This window comes from Yersinia similis (assembly GCF_001053095.1).
Classification (GTDB): domain Bacteria; phylum Pseudomonadota; class Gammaproteobacteria; order Enterobacterales; family Enterobacteriaceae; genus Yersinia; species Yersinia similis.
Genome location: NZ_CGBP01000003.1, coordinates 125140 through 145383 on the forward strand (window position 1 = coordinate 125140; position 20244 = coordinate 145383).

The window sequence follows — 20244 nt, forward strand, 5'->3', positions numbered from 1 at the left end:
ATGAGATTTCAACAAATTATAAGTTAAATAACAATTAGTTATGTAACAAATTAACCTTGTGAATCAGACTGTTTTAATCGCAATAGGTTCACCCGCCATTTTCTTTTTCAAGGTGCGTTTAGTACGATCGATAACCTCACCGGCCAATTGACCACATGCGGCATCAATGTCATCACCGCGGGTCTTACGCACGATAGTGGTAAAGCCGTATTCCATCAACACCTTAGAGAAGCGATCAACCCGGCTGTTTGAGCTACGACCATAAGGTGCACCAGGGAACGGGTTCCATGGGATCAAATTGATCTTGCAGGGCGTATCTTTCAAACACTCGGCTAGCTGATGGGCTTGCTCGGTGCTGTCATTGATATGATCCAGCATAACGTACTCAACCGTAACCCGCCCACCGTTGGCTTTGGATTTATCCAAATAACGGCGCACCGCAGCCAGAAACGTTTCAATATTATATTTACGGTTAATGGGGACAATTTCATCGCGAATATCATCGGTAGGCGCATGTAACGAGATAGCCAATGCAACGTCAATCATATCACCCAGTTTATCCAACGCCGGAACCACCCCAGAGGTGGACAGCGTCACACGGCGTTTGGACAAACCAAAGCCGAAGTCGTCCATCATGATATCCATCGCTGGCACGACATTATTCAGATTCAGCAGCGGTTCCCCCATCCCCATCATGACCACGTTGGTAATGGGCCGGGTACCGGTGGATTTCAATGAACCAATAATTTTTGCCGCACGCCATACCTGACCGATGATTTCAGATACGCGAAGATTACGGTTAAAGCCCTGTTGTGCGGTCGAACAGAATTTACACTCCAATGCACAACCGACTTGGGACGATACACACAGAGTTGCGCGGTCTGCTTCAGGGATATATACCGTTTCAACTTGTTGATCGCCGACTTTAATTGCCCATTTAATGGTGCCATCGACAGAGCGTTGCTCTTCTGCAACTTCCGGCGCACGGATCTCTGCAACACGCTGCAATTTCGCCCGCAGCCCTTTATTAATATCAGTCATTTGCTCGAAATCGTCGTAGCAATAGTGATACATCCACTTCATGACCTGATCTGCCCGGAAAGGTTTCTCCCCCATTTCGGCAAAAAACTCGCGCATTTGCTGACGATTTAAATCGAGCAGATTGATTTTACTGGTAGTAGGTACAGCGGTCTGAACGGCATTGTCAGACAGAAGTGCGGCATCAATTGGCGTTGATGTAGTTAATAATTGTTCAGACATGAGTTGTCGTGGCCTCGTTATTACACTTTACGGCGCTGCGCTTTAAACCGGGTACGGCTTCCGAAACGGCGATAAATAATAGAATGTATAAATAATAGAACGCCCCAGCAGAGCTGTCTCTACTGGGGCGTGGCATTGTACAAATTTTAAAGCACGGATTCCATGAATGGAAAGGTGTCTGGGCAACTTTATTGTTTCAGTTGATTAAATCCCCCCACCTTCCTGCATTGAATCAACCCACTAGCCACTTAAATTAACACATTAGCTACGGGAAAAAATTTCATCTGCTGCGAAGAAGTAAGCGATCTCGCGCTGAGCAGATTCAACAGCATCAGAGCCGTGTACCGCATTCGCGGTGAAACTGTCAGCAAAATCAGCCCGTAGCGTACCGGCCAGCGCGTTATCTGGGTTAGTCGCGCCCATAATATCACGGTGACGCTGTACCGCATTTTCGCACTCCAGAACCTGAACCATAATAGGGCCAGAGGTCATAAATTCAACTAAACCATCGAAGAACGGGCGGCCTTTATGTTCAGCGTAAAAACCTTCGGCCTGTTCTTTGGTCAGGTGCAACATTTTTGCGGCGATGATTTTGAAGCCAGCACTTTCAAAACGCGCATAGATGGCACCGATGTCGTTATTGGCAACAGCGTTTGGTTTGATAATCGAGAAAGTACGTTCTAAAGCCATAATAACCTCTATTGGATTTCTAATATTAACCGGACTCGGAACCTGCTCTGATAAGCGTATTTGCTTCGCTGGCGGCCAGTTCCTTTGCACTAAAATGATGCCGATCTGTCTATACCCTAAATATAAATAACTCGAGTTGCAGCAAGGCAGCAACTGAGCGACAACCGATTTGCCCCGCATTTATGCTAGCCCGCTGGGTGAGCCTCAAGGATTAATGAGAGCAGCCAACGCACATGCACTTGAAGTATGCCGGGTATAAGTGGTCGCCGATTATAGGTGCGCTTGTAGCAATTGCATACGGGAATCGCAACATTTCATTAAAAAAAAATCATCTTAAACGTTCATTTTTGTACACATCTCACATTTTGTATAAAAACCGTAACGTCTTCTAAGTAACAATCTGCCGTCACTTAGAAGATATATGCAGTAAGCATATAATAACGTTTAATTTATCTATTTCTCCAAGCAGCTAATGCCAAATACCCTTAGAGTTCTTCAATAAATCTAAAACCTACTTTTTTCTTCACAATAGCCGATGGCTGACTGATAACAGAAGAGACCAAGGATATTTTCCCTTTGCGCTTAAAGTGGTCGGCCAGTGCTCGGGTCGCCGCCGTACCCGCGCCTCTGACGGCCCCTTCAGCATAGGGTGCGAGTACATAATCTGGGTTAGTTAACGACCCGGCAACCCCCGCATCATGATCATTAATATCGACCGCCATAGTGACGCTAATAACCTGGCCCTCCAAACGGACTACGACATAAACAAAATCATCACGGCTGGTTCTTAACCAACTGCTTGCAACTTCGCTAGTCAGTCGTGAAGCCTCTAACAACGGCTCAATTTCATGTCGACCCAAGCCACTTTCTGGAGGAATTTCAGAGGATTGAAAAAGCAATTCTTGTTGACGATATCTACGCTGCCAATCTTCGATAATTGGCAAAAGTGCCTGCCGGCTCTCTTCTGTCTCTTCGGGCATCCCGATAATCACTTCAATGTCAAAATGCAGATCTGGGCGTTCTACCCAATGGCCATCCTGACGAATTCTGGGTACCGTCTCAATAAAATGGTAATCCACCAGTGACAGTTCATAACGCCCCAAGGGCAGCGCCTGCGTTCCTTGTGGCGGTATCACTTCTTCTTCAGTATGACGTAAATAATTGACATAACTTAGTTGAGAAAAATCGAATGCCGTTTTGAGATGCACGATATCTGCAACCTCTGTCGCTTCAGCCACATGGGCCTGAACTGACTCGACTAAACGTGATGCCGTCTCCACATCTGCCACAGCAGAACCGATCTCCCCTTCGCGAACAATATTTTCTATTACTCGCCCAAAATTTTCGCTATTCCAGTACTCAATGCTGGCACCAAACAACAAGGTAAAATCGGTCAAGATATTCAGAGTCCAATCGATACACCCTGGAGCAAGATCACGTCGGCTACGCAGATGAGGCAGGATTTTATCTCTCATTGAGGCTTTGCACGCAAGTGCCGTTGCCGGTACGGTTAATGCATGTTCGCCCATGTTGGTTGTAATATAGGTTAACTGCCCTTTAACATCTGACATAAAATTAAGTAATGTAGCGTCGTCATCGAATGTTTCATTATTCGTTACCTTTGCCAGCGGCAACGAAGAGCCAAATACTTGTAATATTTTATCTGCCGTGCTACCAAAAAAATCGGCAGTATTATGGACAAATTTATCTACCTGATTACAATGCCCCTGAACAATATAGTTATAAATACTGAGTAAGGGTATTGCCCAACAAGCAGCTAGCCCCAGAGCACTACGCTCAGTCCGGTTATGCTCCTTGCCAACAGTTAATACCATTTTATCGATAACTATTGGGCTATTTTCATCCATATTATTTATATCAAAAATAATATCTGAATTAGCAACATCAATTAACGTTCCAATCAAAGGAGAAGAATAAACAATTCTATTATTTAATGATTCAACAAATTGTATTTGAAAAAAACCACCATTAAAACGCAATAAAAATGATAAATTACTACTTTTTCCATATAAATCAAAATCCAACCCATCACCATTATTTTTATCACCATCAAAGAAAAATAACTTATAATCTTTAACTCTAATAACACCACTTTCAAAAAACTTTATTGAATAATTATCCGTGTCAGATAACTGAAAGTCGATTAATACATCTCTATATTTTATTCGTGGGTCACTCCAATAGGGACCAAAAAAATCTTGTACTTTAAAATGCATTGAATTTTTTATAGAACAGAAACGATCACAAATGAAATTCTCACTTTGAGAAACACGCATACTACTAATTTTATTGTTCATTCTTATGAACGATAAATCATCAGATGTGTAATCCTCTGTTAAAACAAAATATTTACCATTATAGTTATCGTCCTCGTAGACTGTAGCTTGCATTCCTGGAGGGATTTTTATTGAATATACGTCATCATTCAATGTATTTAACAAATGAGATTTTTTCCTTTCAGAATAGCCACCTCTATATAAGTCAATTTCCTCACCACCAGATAAGCAAACCGAGTCACCTGTAAAGTTACTTTCGCCATAAAAACAAACTGCCTTTTTTATTTCAAATGAACTTATATTATCATTTAAATACATCAGGCTTTTATCTGAGACCAAATCCACATCAGCTTCAAACGTTCGAGAAGCACCCGCGAAATTTATATCACCATAGACAGTTACAATTAAACCATGAGGAACAGAAATTGACGATATACGATCATTCCATTGATCCGGAATGTCGGCAACTGAATTCCCTTGAGTAGTACAGAGAGACTCACCATTATAGTTATCATCCATATAAAAGCAGACTTTTGGTTCATCTGCATACGCATCAAAAATCAACAAAGAGAACATTAAAGTTAGTATGTGGTTACGATTATATCTCATAATATATATACCTTTTAAGCTACTATTAATCATCTATTACTTTAAAATAATAGATTGTTATTTTTCGACCTAAAAACTTTATATTAGAATAAATAATTTATTGATAACTTTTTTTATTACAAATGACTTTATTATGAGAAATATATTTAAAATACAAACACGAATATATTGAGTTGATTGTCTTTTATTAATACATAAAGTTTTTACGCTAAAAAAAATTATACCTACCCTAAATAATTCGAGTTACGGCAAGGCGACAAGCGAGAGACAAATCGGTCGCTCCCCCTTCAGGGATGGAGTCTTAGTTTTAGCCTTGGCTAATGATACCCCCCATCTTCAGGCTGCCAGACCACGCAGCAGATCACCTGATTATCGGGTTTGAGGATATCTACTTTTTTAATAGCCCGAGTGGCTACCGGTTTACCATCGGCAGTACGCAAGTCAGTAAACTCATTTCAATCCTGGTACTAAGTGATACAAACCATTTTGACGCCTATTTTGTCACTTCGTTGAGATGGGCTAGAAGTTGATAATTGAATTGCAGTATTCGTCTAAAAATAAATATGGGGAGCAAAACAGACCTCATATGAAAATTGTAAAACCCGCAGAAACAGAAAATATATTATTCAAAAAAAATTAAATATCATCAAAAAACCGTCAACGAAGAATTGATAATAAAAAAATAATAACAAATAACAGCAGGAAGTTATTTTTATAAGTTATAAAAAAACATCGCGCTAAAAATTATAATCAATAAAAATCAGTTAGTTATGAAAATTAAAAATAAATTAAAAATAAATTAAACTCCTAAAATAATATATGTATTAAATTTTCATATTTTAATAATTAGGTTTTGTGTTTTTGTGTCGGTATATTTTTTATCGGAATTATCTTGTCACTTATTATTTAAAATGCGCCTTCTCTTTAACCTTCTCTTTAAATAACAGTAAATAAATAGGAAACACAGAATATGAAAAACAGTAATACTCTTAATACGCGTCTGTTACCACTGTCTATTTTAATTTCATCGCTGGTTTCTGGCGGGGCTATGGCTGCGCCAGTAGTCATCGACGGCGGCAACAATGGTTTGGTTGATAACATCTCTACCCCAGTAGCTGATGGTGGCGCTGTTGCTGTTGAACCAGCTGTTGAACAACCGGGCCTGCTTGATAAAGTCAAAGAACTGCTGGGGTTGGGTGAAATTACTCAAGAACAAGCCGATAAATTAGCAAAAAGCGTTACTGATAAAGCTGAAAAAGTGAAAGCGCAAGCTGACGCACAGAAGATACTTGATGATGTCAAAAAAGAAGCCGAAGCAGCAGCTTCACAGGAAAAAACCAAAAAAATTGTCAATGACTCTTATCAGCAATTCGCTAAGGATAAAGAGACAGCCAAACAAGAAGCTGCTGGCGAAAAACTCAAGCAAGATGGGATTAAAGACAATGCCATTAAGGCCGTCGAGGTTAGTGGCCAAAAATTAGATCCTGCTACTAATGGTATTGCTGGCATAGTCACCAAAGCCGTGATCGATACAACAAATGTACAAGAAGAAAAAGCAGCTGTTCTAGATGAAAAAACAACTCTAGCCCAAAAAGCCCTAGATGCGAAAGAAGAGAATACAAAGGCGCTTGCAGAAATCGAAAAACGGCTCGAACCTGTCGTAGCAGCTTTAACACAAGCGAAAGATACCGATAAGGGACAGTTGGATAATAAACTTAATGAAGTTCAACAAGCTAAAACCGAAAAAGACGCTAAAGACGCTAAAGACGGTGGGTATAAAGAGCTCTTCACCGCTCATGAAAAAACCAAAGGTGACCTTGCAATTGCCGAAAATGATAACGGTTCAGGACAGCCAGAGAAGTTAGCCACAGCAAAAGAGAATCAAGAAAAATATAACACAGCAGCTAAACAAGAACTTGATGCTATCGCCAATGCCCAACAAGCAGTTAACGAAATTGTTGCGAAGATAGGTGAGTTAGAAATAAATAAAGGTAAGATCGAACAAGAACAAAGTACCGAAGAGGCCAAAACAGCTGGTTTAGCTTCTACGCTCAGCAATGCTAACCGCGATAAAGGCGCAGCACAGGGTGAATTCGACGCGGCAGAAAGCGCAGCTAAACTAGCTAAAGCAGCAGCAGAGGCTATCGAAGCAGCCAAAATCACCGATAAGGCAGCCAAGGATACAGAAGCAGCTCATGCAGAAGCCGCAGAAAAAGCGAAACAAACTAAAACAGCCCTTGAAAAGGCTGAAAAAGCTAAAGAAGACGCTGATAAAGTTGTAGTAGAGAAAGATGGCTTATTGACTACCGCCAAACAGGACCTTGAGCAGTTAGTTACCGCCCAAAATAACGTCTCTCCTTCAACTGATCTGCCGACCATTGATGTGACCATTGCGCCTACCGAGAAACAAGAAGTCGCTGAGGGCACCAGCGCCATTGCCACCCAAGTGGCTGGTGGCACACAAAATGTAGCCAAGGGCGGTAAAGCGATTGATAGCGTTGTGACCGAAGGCGGTACCGTAAACCTGAATGAAGGCTACGCCAGAGGAACCGAACTGACTAAAGGCACGCTGAACAATAACGGCGGGCTTGATGTTGATACTGTGGTAGGTGCTGAAGGTAAATTAGCTCTGGCGGGTAGCGAAACGGCCACCGCACTCTCAACCGGTGCCAAGGTTGCTGCAGGTGGTGTAGTGACCGCAGGTGACCATTCCGTTATCGAAAAAATGATCAGCAGTGGTGACGTGGCCGCCAGCGGTAATGCCATCGTGCGTGATACGACCATTAATGACGGTAAATTAAGCCTGACAGGCACCGCTACCGCCAATAACACCACGTTCAACGGCGGTATTTTCACCGTTGCAGGTGATGCTGATGTCAACGCAACTACCATGAGTGATGGCAAATTTGCTGTTACCGGCAATGCCAAGATCAAAGATACCCTACTCAGCACAAGTGACTTAACACTGGCAGACAAAACAACCGCGAACAACACCACACTGACTGGTGGTTCTTTCACCGTTGCAGGTGATGCCGATGTTAACGCAACTACCATGCGTGATGGCAAATTTGCTGTTACTGGCAATGCCAAGATCAAAGATACCGTACTCAGCGCAAGCGACTTCTCGCTGGCGGACAACGCCACCGCGAACAACACCACCCTGACTGGCAGTACCTTTACCGTTGCAGGTGATACCGCTGCCACCAAGACTAAGATGACTGGTGGTGAATTTGCTGTGACAGGCAATGCCAAGATTGAAGACACCGTACTCAACGCAAGTGACTTCTCGCTGGCTGACAAAGCCACCGCGAACAACACCACCCTGACTGACGGTACCTTCACCGTTGCAGGTGATGCCGCGGTCACCGCGACGAACATGAGTGGCGGTAAATTTGCGGTTAAAGGCAAAGCCAAGATCAACGACACCCAACTCAGCGCAGGTAACTTCACTCTGGCTGAAAATGCCACAGCGAATGACACCACACTGAATGGCGGTAAATTCAGCGTATCGAACGATGCTACAGCGAATAACACCACCCTTAATAGCGGCCTGTTTACGCTGAAAGATGGCGCGCACGCGGACAGCACCACGGTCAATAGCGGCACCTTCGTCATGGCAGATCAATCCACGGCCAACAAAATCCAACTGGTAGACAGTGCCTTCACACTCGCAAGCGGTGCTAAGGCGATAGATACCACGTTAACTGGCGGTCAGGCACAGGTAGCCGGCTCACTGGAAAACTTGAGCCTCACCAATGGCCGTGCAGATTTTGCCAACAGCGCTAAAGCCTCTGGCCTGCTTGATGTCAGTACTGATAGCCAGATCAGCATGAACCGCGGTGCAGATACCGCACAAGCAAACCTGAACCTGGCTGGCCGCCTTGAATTGCTCGCCAGCGATGTTGCTCAGGCGGTGGCTCAGCCAGTTGCCCGTGCGGCCATGGACTTATCAAATGCACGTGCGGCAATGCCAGCCCCTGCAATGCCAGTCCCTGCCGCCGCACCAGTTGCACAGTTCGCTCTCAACGATGTGGTTATGACGGGGGGCACTGTCGATATGAGCAACGCGAAAAATGCTCAACTGACCATGGCTTCACTGAATGGTACAGGGAACTTTAACCTCGGTTCGGTCATGCAAAGCGATTCAGTCGCACCATTGAATGTATCCGGTGACGCGAACGGTGACTTCATCATTGCAATGAATAGCAGCGGTCAAGCACCAACTAACCTGAATGTGGTTAATACCCACGGTGGTGATGCACGCTTTGCCTTAGCCAATGGCCCGGTTGCTTTAGGTAACTACATGACCAACCTGGTTAAAGATGCCAGCGGTAACTTTGTCCTAACCGCAGATAAATCGGCTATGACACCAGGCACTGCCGGTATTCTGGCCGTGGCTAACACCACACCGGTTATCTTTAACGCTGAATTAAGTTCTATTCAACAGCGTTTGGATAAGCAAAGTACAGAAGCCAACCAAAGCGGTATGTGGGGCAGCTACCTGAACAACAACTTTGAAGTGAAAGGCCGCGCCGCTAACTTCGATCAGAAATTGAACGGGATGACATTGGGTGGTGATAAAGCCACTGCACTGGCAGACGGCGTGTTGAGCATTGGTGGTTTCGCCAGCTACAGCAGCTCTGATATCAAAACGGATTATCAAAGCAAAGGTAAAGTGGATAGCCATTCATTCGGTGCCTACGCACAATACCTGGCTAACAGCGGTTACTACATGAACGCGGTAGTGAAGAATAACCAGTTTAGCCAAGACGTTAACATCACCTCAATTAACGGTAGCGCCAGCGGCGTGTCTAACTTCTCGGGTATGGGTATCGCACTGAAAGCCGGTAAGCACTTCAACTTCAATGAGGCTTACGTCTCTCCGTACGTTGCAATGAGCGCCTTTAGCTCGGGTAAGAGCAACATCTCCTTGTCTAACGGCATGGAAGCACAGAGCAGCAGCACCCGCTCTGCGATGGGTACCCTTGGGGTGAATGCAGGTTACCGCTTCGTGATGAACAACGGCGCAGAACTCAAGCCATACGCTATCTTCGCGGTGGATCATGAATTCGCAAAAAACAACCAAGTGACGGTGAATCAGGAAGTGTTTGACAATAACTTGAACGGGACCCGTGTGAATACCGGTGCAGGCATGAACGTCAACATCACCCCTAACCTGTCTGTCGGTTCTGAAGTGAAGTTGTCCAGCGGTAAAGATATCAAGACACCAGTAACCATCAATCTGAACGTGGGTTACAGTTTCTAAGCCAGTTGTTGATACGAATTTATCGTCACGATGAGTATTGGCTGATAAAGGGTTATTGACTGATAAAAACCGCAGGGGGCTGCAATTGGCTCCCTGCTTTTTACCTTATTAATTGTCATTTTATTTGCCAGCCCAAAGGCAAATAAAAAAGCAATATTTGTCTAGGAAATATTCTCTATTGAGCTAAGAACAAATCAAAAAAAACAGAATGCAGTAAAACAAACGTTCATTTAAATAATTTTTAATATTTTATTAATAGTGGTCTATTACGTCAAAATCACATTCTCACTGCACTGCACCTCATTAAACAAACAATAAATAAAACAAACTCATACAAAAAAAACCCACCCCAAACAACAAAAATAACAATGAAAAAAATCAATTTTTTATTGAAATTAATATCAATCTGAGTTGATTGTATTTTCAACATATAGCCAATACTTTTTTATCCATTATATTAGCGGCCATAAATTGTCGTTACCGACCTTTTTCACTCTTAACTTAATCATCTTATAATTTGTACTCAGGAACATCGACTATGAAATCTCATCATCATTTAAATACGCGTTTATTGCCACTATCTATTTTAATCTCCTCATTAATATCTGGTGCAGTACTGGCAGCGCCTTCAGTAGCAGCGAAACTATCGGATCAAGACCTCATCACAGTACAGTCTTACGCTAATGCAGGCGTGATCACCCCAGAACAAGCTGAAACACTGATTAAGCGCTTAACCATTAACCCCGAAAAACTCCAAGAAGAAGAAGCGCGGGTGAAACAAGAACTGGCTGCGGCAAAAAAAGCACAAAAAGAGGCAAAAACGGAGGCAATAACCACCAGCATTGAAAAAGATCAGTTTAATAAGGCGCTAAGCAACAAGCAAAAAGCTAAATTGGCAACCGAAGCTACATTAGCTGACGCTAACAATAAGCAAAGCGAGGCGATTAAAGCAGTCAATAAAAATTGGAGCGTATTGGATGAAAATATCAGCAAAAAGCTTGCTGCAATGGTGAATGGCGAGAGCAAGACACAGGCCATTTTAGCAGAAAAAATAAAACTGACTGAAACCGCTGACATCAATCAACAAGAACAAGTAATCAAAGCCCAACAACTGGATGCAGAAATTCAACAGACTAAATCTGCCCTTGCTGATGCGGAGAGTAATGGAACAACAGGCACCCTTGTACTGCAACAAAAACTGGTGCAAGCCGAAGAAAAGCTAGCGGACGCTGAAAAAAACCCTAACTCTAAACTTTCCGACGCTAAAGCGGCACATGACCGAACCAGTAAAAACCTTGAGGGCCCAGAAGGTTTAGCGAAAAGAGCAGCGATACAAAATAAAAAGGTGTATGAACAGGAACTTAAAGTTCTTCAAGACCCCATAGACGCAGCAGAAGAGCAATTAAATACCGCTCAAGAAAATACGTTTGCATTAATGGATAAACAGTCCGCTCTTGCTGGCCAAAAAATAAATAGCATTGCGCTAACCAACAGCCTACAAGAAGTGTTTAAACAGGCTAAAAATGCCCAACTGCAAGCGGAACAAGCCGCACAACAAGCGAAAGACGCGACAACAGCGCAACAAGCGATGGCAGAGGCCGCAGCAGCGGAGAAGTTACTTCAGGAAGTAGAACAAAAACTCGCGGTCATTGCCGCCATTGCACAAGAGGCCGAAGTTAAATTTACAGCCGCCCAATTGGCTAAAGCGGACGCTGAGTTACAGTTAGCCAATAAAATGGAACAACTGACAAACATTAGCCAGAACCTTGCGGCACTGAATAATGCCCTGAACAACCTCGATCCCAAGGTGAACAGCCAACAGACCCTCGCCAAAGGCGAAGCACAACTTATTGCTGATGGTGAGCTGGTAATGGCAACCAAGGTGGCGGGTGGTGAGCAGAATGTCACCACCGGCGGTGTTGTATTAGCCAGCGTGGTCACCGAGGACGGCGTAGTTAACTTGAGCGACAATGCACTGGCGCACGATACCCAACTGATCAACGGCACGCTGAATAATACCCGCGCCCATGATGTGAATACTCAGGTGGGCGCACAAGGCAAATTACTGATCAACGGTACCGAGGAAGCGGCTGCCACCTCTGAAGGGGCGACAGTGGTCGCAGGTGGCAGCGTAACTGCTGGCACCCATGCCCTTGTCACTAAGATGGTCAGCGCTGGTACGGTAACGGGTAACGACGGCGCTCTGTTTACTGAAACCACCCTTAATGACGGGCAATTTAGCCTCAACAACGGCGCAATCGCTCAAAATACCGAGGTCAATGGCGGGCAATTTAACGTTAACGAAGGGGCGACCGCCGAGAACGTGACGGTAAAAGGCGGTGAATTTAACCTGCAAGCGCGCGCTCAGGCGATGAAATTGAACATTGAGCACGGTGAAGCCCAGATCGCCGGCAAGCTGACCGATGTGACACTGCGCGGCGGTAATACCACTTTTGCTAACAGTGCCGAAGTAGCTGGCACCATTCATTCCAGAGCAGGGAGTGCGCTTAATGTTTATCAAGACGCAAATACCGCACAAGCGGATCTCAATCTGGCGGGGCGAGTCGCGTTATTCGCCGACGACGCTACCCCAGCGGCAGCACTGTTCTCACGGGCGGCTCGTTCTGCCAACAACAGTTTATCGGCACCATTCACCCTTAGAAAGGTCAATATGAGCGGCGGTACACTGGATTTACGCAATGTGAAAAATGCACAGTTGGTGATGGATTCACTGGCAGGCAACGGCACCTTCGAGCTGGGTTCTATTTTGCAACAAGATACCTTGGCACCGGTGAATGTCACGGGTAACGCAGATGGCGACTTTATCTTCCAGATAGACGGTAGCGGCATCGATCCAACCAACCTTAATGTCGTTAGTACCGGCGGCGGTGACGCGCGCTTTACCCTAACCGATGGCCCGATAGGCCTTGGCAACCGCGTGTATAACCTGGTTAAAGATGCAAGTGGTAAAATAACACTGGTGGCTAATGAATCGACCGTGACACCGAGCACGGCCAGTATCTTAGCGGTGGCTAACACCACGCCGGTTATCTTTAACGCTGAATTAAGTTCTGTTCAACAGCGTTTGGATAAGCAAAGCACTGAAACCAACCAAAGCGGCATGTGGGGCACCTACCTGCATAATAACTTTGAAGTGAAAGGCCGCGCCGCTAACTTCGACCAAACATTAAACGGCATGACGCTGGGGGGCGATAAAGCCACCGTACTGGTGGACGGCGTATTGAGTGTGGGGGGGTTCGCCAGCTCTAGCACATCAAATATTAAGACCGACTATCAGAGCAAGGGGAATGTCGATAGCCATTCATTGGGGGCTTACGCCCAATATCTTGCCAACAACGGTTACTATGCGAATGGTGTGGTGAAAGCCAACAAATTCAATCAGGATATTCATGTCACCAGCGCCGATAATAGCGCCAGCGGCAACACTAACTTCTCGGGTATGGGGGTGGCAGTGAAAGCCGGTAAACATATCAACCATAATAATTTGTATGTTTCGCCATATGTTGCAATGAGCGCCTTTAGCTCCGGTAAAAGCGCGGTCAAACTGTCTAACGGCATGGAGGCGCAAAGCAGCAGCACCCGCTCGATGATGGGTACCATTGGGGTGAATGCGGGTTACCGCTTCGTGCTGAAAAACGGCGTAGAAATGAAGCCCTATGTCAGTGCCTCGGTTGATCACGAATTTGCTGCCAATAATAAGTTCAGAGTGAACCAAGAGATGTTCGATAATAACCTGAACGGCACTCGTATCAACACCGGAGCGGGCCTGAACCTGAACATCACCCCTAACCTGTCTGTCGGTTCTGAAGTAAAGTTGTCCAACGGAAAAAACATCAAAACACCAGTGACCGTTAATCTGAACGTGGGTTATCGCTTCTAAGTGAATAAAATCATTTTTTAGAGATGACGGTGTGGCAGAAATGGAAGGGAGCCTCTATTGGCTCCCTATCCTTTTAGATATTAATCAGTGGCTCGTCGAAGGAATAACATTCCTCAGCCAACTACCCCATTTACGTTGATAGAATGCCTGCGTATGAGTGGTGAGATAATGGCTGACCCCTCGCTCTTTTTCACTGACCAGGCAAAAATCTACCGGGCCACTGTCTGGGGCGTGATCGCTGGCCACATTACCGGCCTCTTGAATCAACTGTTCAATCTCATCATCGGTGCCATCCACTTCCAGTCCAATCAACAGGTTGGGTTTCTCATCAACACTTTTATCATGCATCAGCGCCAAAAAAGCCCGCCGCACTGGTTTACGCTGACTAAACAATTGGATCAGTGCATCCACCATCGCGGAGGGATACTCCTCGGGCTGACCCAGTAAGATTTGGCTCTCTTTTTCTACCACCATTTCAGCGGGTTGCACCAACCCCCCGTTCTTCAGCAGCATCGCCACTTCTTCCGGCCAGAACTCTTTGCCATATTCAGATTTTGGGTTCAAAAACAGATGTGCGCCCTGTGTCATTTCAAATAACACCCGCACCGGCATCGCCACGAAAGGCTGTTTTTCACTGCCGATTGTCTCGCCATCAGTTTGATCCAACGCCTGCTGCAAGACCTCTACCGATGTGAAAAAAGGAATGACAGACTCACCATCCTGCTTTTCCCAATGCAAAATATTCACCCCGTTAGCGGTGGTGAAGCTCATTTCGCCATCGTCACTGACCGGCTCTGAATCCCCCACCAGCACCAAGACGGTGGCGTCCAACAGCGCGCGGAAGAACGCCGTGCGATGAATAGACGCGGTGGCAGCCAGTTTCAGCAAAGATTCCAGATCATCGCCATGTTCGTCATGATGGTGATGCTCGTGACGCTTATCAGCGGCAGGACTATCATCAACAGCAGGGTTATCATCAACAGATGGTTGCGGAAAACTCATTTTGTACTCCAGAAACGTCGAGAAGATGAACAAAGGGACGCAAATGCGCCCCTTTGAGTCTTCTCAATTCAATAAAATTACTGTTTTGCTTTCGCTAACAGTAAGTTGGCAACGGTGCGTACCCCTAAACCAGTAGCACCGGCAGACCATTGCTCAACGGCGCTTTTGCGATACGTGGCGGAGCAATCAATGTGTAACCAACCCTGCTGATAGTTTTTCACAAAATGCGACAGGAAAGCCGCTGCTGTGCTAGCCCCTGCGCTATAGGCACCACCGGCTACGTTGTTTAACTCAGCAAAGTTAGACGGCAGTTGGCTGCGGTGAAATTCTGCCAATGGCAGACGCCAGAAAAGCTCGTGCTCACTGTGCGCACTGTTGAGTAGCGCTTGTGCCAGTTCATCATCAAAGCTGAACAGGGCATGGTAATCGTTACCCAAGGCGGTTTTAGCCGCGCCGGTTAAGGTGGCTGCGTCGATAATCAACGGCGCATTTTGCTCGGAGGCATCGATCAGACCATCCGCCAAGACCAATCGCCCTTCAGCATCGGTATTCATGATCTCAACCGTTTTGCCATTACGATAGCGAATAATATCACCCAGCTTAAAGGCATTACCACTGACCATGTTATCGGCACAACACAGATACAACTTCACGCGCTCTTTAAGCCCACGCGCGGCTGCTAGCGCCAATGCCCCCGTCAAGGTTGCCGCCCCGCCCATATCGGACTTCATTGAATCCATAAAGGCGCTTTGCTTTAAGCTATAGCCGCCGGAATCAAAGGTAATGCCTTTCCCCACCAGACAGGCCATGACTGGCGCATCTGGGTTGCCGGTTGGGTTGTAGTCCAACGCCAATAATACCGGGGCACGATCAGAACCACGGCCTACGGTATAAATCCCGGCATAGTTCTGTTCACGTAGATCGTCACCTTTAGTAATACGGTAGCTGACCGCATCACAGGATACCGCACACAGCAAATCGATCGCATTTTTCGCCAGTTGTTCTGGCCCTAAATCTTCCGCAGGTGCGTTGATGGTATCGCGCACCCAGTCGATGATTTTTAAACGTTGTTCCAGTTCCGTTTTTTCATCTGCTGGCAGTTCTGCCCACACCACGCTGCGCTGACCTTTTGGCCCACGGAAGCCTTGCCAAAAGGCCCAGCTTTGTTCCAAGCCCCAGCCTTCACCAGCCAGTTTGACTTGCTTGATGCCCTGTCCATCAATTTTGCGGGCTGCACGTTGGATAACGCCCAGTTGATCGTGACTCGTCAAGTGGATAGTCACCCCTTGATCATTGGTACTGAGCAAGGCTTTCTCACCCCAGCGGGCATCTGCCGGATTGTGAGACAGGGATATTTGCATTATTTCTTTTGTCATAGCCGACCTCGTCATTATTATTTTTGCTGTATACCCGCCATACTTCAAGCTGCAGGGGCGTTGGATGCTCTCCCGCACCCTAATCATTGACTAGCTGAAGCCACAGAGGCGTTAGCTGCGACGCCAATAACGTAGGGCATAAGATATCAGATCGAAATAAAAAAGGCCGCTTGCGCGGCCCAGTCAGTATTTACTCAAACTCATCTAACCAGACCAATAAGATCGCTTCCAATACTTTTTCATTCGATCTCTGCGGATCGTCGTCAAAACCTTCCAGATCGCAAATCCATTGATGCATATCGGTAAAGCGGACTGTTTTGGGATCGGTATCCGGGAACCTTTCGTAAAGGGCTTCGGCGATTTCGCGGGTATCTTGCCACGTTAAACTCATATAAAGTCCTTTCAACCTGTTGCGATAGGTTTAGTGTTCTCTGGCATGGTTAATGGTATAACGCGGGATCTCAACCACCAGATCTTCATCGGTCACTCTAGCCTGGCAACTTAGGCGGCTCTCTGGCTCCAGGCCCCAGGCTTTATCCAGCATATCATCTTCCAACTCGCTGCTTTCTGGCAGTGAATCAAACCCTTCGCGCACCACACAGTGACAGGTGGTACAAGCGCAGGATTTTTCGCAGGCGTGCTCAATGTCAATCCCATTACGTAGAGCAACGTCTAATATGGTCTCACCTTGTATTGCTTCCAGTACTGCACCATCCGGGCAAAGGTCTTTATGGGGCAGAAATACTATTTTGGGCATGATTAAACCTCATCCACTGAATGACCAGCTAAAGCACGGCGAACGGAAGCGTCCATCCGGCGTGCGGCAAAATCTTGCGTTTGTGTATCTAACGCTTTGATCGCAGCTTCGATGGCTTGCGGGTCTCTGCCCTGCATCTGCTGCTGTAATAACGCAACCGCTTGAGCGATCGCGGCACTTTCTTGCTCACTGAGTAACGCGGCGTCTTCTGCCAGTGCGCCTTGCAGGCTCTCTAGCACTCTGGCGGCATCAACCTGTTGTTCCGCCAGCTTACGGGCGGTGATATCACTTTGCGCATTCGCCATGGAATCTTTAATCATATTGGCAATTTCATCATCAGATAGCCCATAAGATGGCTTCACCTGAATCGATGCCTCAACGCCAGTAGATTTCTCCATCGCCGTCACACTTAATAAGCCATCAGCATCCACCTGGAAAGTAACACGAATATGTGCCCCTCCCGCAGGCAAGGGAGGCAAGCCACGCAACGTAAAACGGGCTAATGAACGGCAATCCTTCACCAATTCACGCTCGCCTTGCAGCACGTGGATCATCATCGCACTCTGACCGTCTTTGAAGGTGGTGAACTCCTGCGCTCGAGCCGCCGGGATGGTAGTATTGCGGGGGATCACTTTCTCCACCAGACCGCCCATAGTTTCCAGCCCTAAGGAGAGTGGGATCACATCAAGCAGTAGCATGTCGCTGTCCGGTTTATTGCCCACCAGAATATCAGCCTGAATAGCGGCACCAATGGCGACCACTTTATCCGGATCGATAGAAGTCAACGGCGTGCGGCCAAAGAATTGCCCCACCTGCTCACGCACCAATGGGACTCGGGTCGAACCGCCGACCATCACCACTTCCAAAACTTCATCAGCAGTGACGCCCGCATCTTTTAAGGCGCGGCGGCAAGCTATCAGTGTACGTTTTACCAGCGGAGCAATAAGCGATTCAAGCTGCTCACGGGTAATCTCCCCTTGCCAACCAGCCACGGAAACCGCCGTAGTCTCGGCATCACTCAACGCAATTTTGGCGGCAATTGCCGCATCAAGTAACTGCCGTTGAATACCGTGGTCATCGCGGGTCGCAACCCCTGCTTGCTCACGTAACCAGTCAGCTAATAGGTGATCAAAATCATCGCCACCTAGCGCCGAGTCACCACCGGTTGCCAGCACTTCAAATACGCCACGGCTTAAACGCAGAATGGAGATATCAAATGTCCCGCCACCCAGATCGTAAACCGCAATCACCCCTTCCTGGCCGGAATCCAGGCCATAAGCGATCGCAGCAGCAGTGGGTTCATTCAGTAAACGTAAGACATGCAGCCCCGCCAGACGCGCAGCATCTTTTGTCCCCTGACGCTGAGCATCATCGAAATACGCGGGAACGGTAATGACAACGCCATCGAGATCACCGGCCAACGCAGCTTGCGCCCGTTGAGCCAATGTTTTGAGGATATCTGCCGACACCTGAACCGGATTCACCAACCCACGCACCGTCTGGATCATCGGTAAACCGTTTTCACTTGGTTGGAATTGGTAAGGTAAATTGGGATAACGCTGTACAATGTCAGCCAGAGAGCGGCCCATCATGCGTTTCACTGAACTGATGGTATTAACCGGGTCCAATGCCGCCAGATCGCGCGCATTCCAGCCGACATCAATACCCTGTGGGTGATAATGAACCACTGACGGCAGTAAATCCCGCTGTTTTTCATCGACCAACGTTTGCGCTTTACCGCTGCGCACGGTCGCCACCAATGAATTGGTGGTACCTAAATCAATACCAGCCGCCAGCCGACGTTGGTGTGGTGCCGCCGTTAAACCAGGCTCACTAATTTGTAATAAGGCCATGTTGAGCTTCCATCAATCATGAGTCTATGCCCTTCGTATTTGAAACTGCAGGAGGTTTAGCTGCACACGTTACTCAGCACATCCATGGGCCTCGCTTCTACGAGGCCGCTGCAAGCCACGTTCAAATCAGTTCTCGACCGATTTGTCATTTGCTTGCTACCTATCTGCAATGTCAATTATTAAGGGCATATAATAATTAATCACTTGAATTTTATTTGTTTTTAATTAATCAAATGAGATATTTGAATCAGGCAAAGTCGTCAAACAAACGCTCTTCCAACTGCTCAACTTGTTGCTGCAACTTATCCAGAAAACGCAATTTGCGTACCGTGTCCGCTGCCTGCACCCATAGCTGCTCATCAAGTTGTTCAACCATTTGCTGCGTGCGTGTTGTTATCATCAGCGCCAAACGGCGGCTAAATTCAGCCAGTAAAGTTTCAGCATCAGGTTTGCGCTCAATGGCATCAAGCTCCTCACGTAATTCCAACTGTTCCATCAGAAACGCGGTATCACGCATGGTGTGCTGTTCGTTGCCTAAATCAAAACCCTGCAAAGATAGCATATACTCGGCACGTTTTAACGGGTGCTTGAGCGTTTGGTAAGCATCATTGATGGTTGCAGCCTGTTGCATTGAGGCCAAGCGCTCACGCTCGGGCTGGGTGGCAAAGCGATCGGGGTGGAATTGACGTTGCAATTCCTGGTAACGCGTGGTGAGTTGGTTGCCGTCAATCAAATAGCGAGCCGGCAACCCGAATAATGTAAAATAATCCATAGCATGCTCTGGAAGTTGTTGTAATGGCTAAGCTGAGATCTGTTCCGCTCCCTTATTGGCAAAAAGAGCGGAACAGAGCAACAAACATCTGGGGTAGGAACAAAAGTAGTGATCAGACGTTAAAGCTTTCGCCGCATCCACACTCATTTGAGACGTTTGGATTGTTGAACTTAAAGCCTTCGTTCAGCCCCTCTTTGACGAAATCCAGCTCGGTACCGTCAAGATAGACCATGCTTTTACCATCGATGATCACTTTCACACCTTTGTCTTCAAAAACGATATCGTCATCGTTTATTTCATCAACAAATTCAAGTACATATGCCATGCCGGAGCAACCAGAAGTCCTTACGCCCAAGCGTAGACCCAAGCCTTTGCCACGGTGATTTAAAAAGGCACTGACCCGTTGTGCAGCACTGTCGCTGATTGATATCGACATACAACAACCTCAACTCTGAGAACCA

12 protein-coding genes are annotated in these 20244 nt (G+C 46.4%); 2 read left to right on the forward strand and 10 right to left on the reverse strand.

The features are described from left to right. Nucleotides 1–63 precede the first annotated feature (63 nt). The 3 genes from rlmN to AC971_RS03715 all read right to left on the reverse strand — a co-directional run bounded on the left by rlmN (nucleotide 64) and on the right by AC971_RS03715 (nucleotide 4856). Nucleotides 64–1260 carry a dual-specificity RNA methyltransferase RlmN gene (rlmN, locus tag AC971_RS03705; protein WP_025380853.1) on the reverse strand — a complete coding sequence of 399 codons (1197 nt, stop codon included), beginning with the start codon at nucleotides 1258–1260 and terminating at the stop codon, nucleotides 64–66. Between the two features lie 261 nt (nucleotides 1261–1521). Further along, nucleotides 1522–1950: a nucleoside-diphosphate kinase gene (gene ndk, locus AC971_RS03710; protein WP_025380854.1), complete on the reverse strand. Its 429-nt coding sequence runs from the start codon at nucleotides 1948–1950 to the stop codon at nucleotides 1522–1524. A 485-nt stretch (nucleotides 1951–2435) separates the two neighbouring features. Further along, nucleotides 2436–4856: a peptidase inhibitor family I36 protein gene (locus AC971_RS03715; protein WP_025380855.1), complete on the reverse strand. Its 2421-nt coding sequence runs from the start codon at nucleotides 4854–4856 to the stop codon at nucleotides 2436–2438. Nucleotides 4857–5826: 970 nt separating this feature from the next. On the opposite strand from AC971_RS03715, the gene AC971_RS03720 reads away from it, so the two are divergent. Further along, on the forward strand, nucleotides 5827–10122 hold the full coding sequence (locus AC971_RS03720; protein ID WP_048677327.1) for an autotransporter outer membrane beta-barrel domain-containing protein: 4296 nt from the start codon (nucleotides 5827–5829) through the stop codon (nucleotides 10120–10122). Nucleotides 10123–10660: 538 nt separating this feature from the next. After that, nucleotides 10661–14023, forward strand: coding sequence for an autotransporter YapB (yapB, locus tag AC971_RS03725; RefSeq protein WP_025380857.1), 3363 nt, complete (start codon nucleotides 10661–10663; stop codon nucleotides 14021–14023). Nucleotides 14024–14107: 84 nt separating this feature from the next. On the opposite strand, the gene sseB is transcribed toward yapB, so the two are convergent. The 7 genes from sseB to iscA all read right to left on the reverse strand — a co-directional run bounded on the left by sseB (nucleotide 14108) and on the right by iscA (nucleotide 20219). Beyond that, entirely contained in the window at nucleotides 14108–15025 is a 918-nt protein-coding gene (sseB, locus tag AC971_RS03730) for an enhanced serine sensitivity protein SseB (RefSeq protein WP_048677329.1), read from the reverse strand. 77 nt (nucleotides 15026–15102) lie between these two features. Next, on the reverse strand, nucleotides 15103–16401 hold the full coding sequence (gene pepB, locus AC971_RS03735) for an aminopeptidase PepB (protein WP_025380859.1): 1299 nt from the start codon (nucleotides 16399–16401) through the stop codon (nucleotides 15103–15105). A gap of 190 nt (nucleotides 16402–16591) precedes the next feature. After that, entirely contained in the window at nucleotides 16592–16792 is a 201-nt protein-coding gene (iscX, locus tag AC971_RS03740) for a Fe-S cluster assembly protein IscX (RefSeq protein ID WP_025380860.1), read from the reverse strand. Nucleotides 16793–16822: 30 nt separating this feature from the next. Continuing rightward, nucleotides 16823–17158: an ISC system 2Fe-2S type ferredoxin gene (gene fdx / locus AC971_RS03745; RefSeq protein WP_025380861.1), complete on the reverse strand. Its 336-nt coding sequence runs from the start codon at nucleotides 17156–17158 to the stop codon at nucleotides 16823–16825. Between the two features lie 2 nt (nucleotides 17159–17160). After that, nucleotides 17161–19011 carry a Fe-S protein assembly chaperone HscA gene (hscA, locus tag AC971_RS03750; RefSeq protein WP_025380862.1) on the reverse strand — a complete coding sequence of 617 codons (1851 nt, stop codon included), beginning with the start codon at nucleotides 19009–19011 and terminating at the stop codon, nucleotides 17161–17163. A gap of 247 nt (nucleotides 19012–19258) precedes the next feature. Next, nucleotides 19259–19783, reverse strand: coding sequence for a co-chaperone HscB (gene hscB, locus AC971_RS03755; protein WP_025380863.1), 525 nt, complete (start codon nucleotides 19781–19783; stop codon nucleotides 19259–19261). A 112-nt stretch (nucleotides 19784–19895) separates the two neighbouring features. Further along, nucleotides 19896–20219: an iron-sulfur cluster assembly protein IscA gene (iscA, locus tag AC971_RS03760; protein ID WP_002209834.1), complete on the reverse strand. Its 324-nt coding sequence runs from the start codon at nucleotides 20217–20219 to the stop codon at nucleotides 19896–19898. Nucleotides 20220–20244 lie beyond the last annotated feature (25 nt).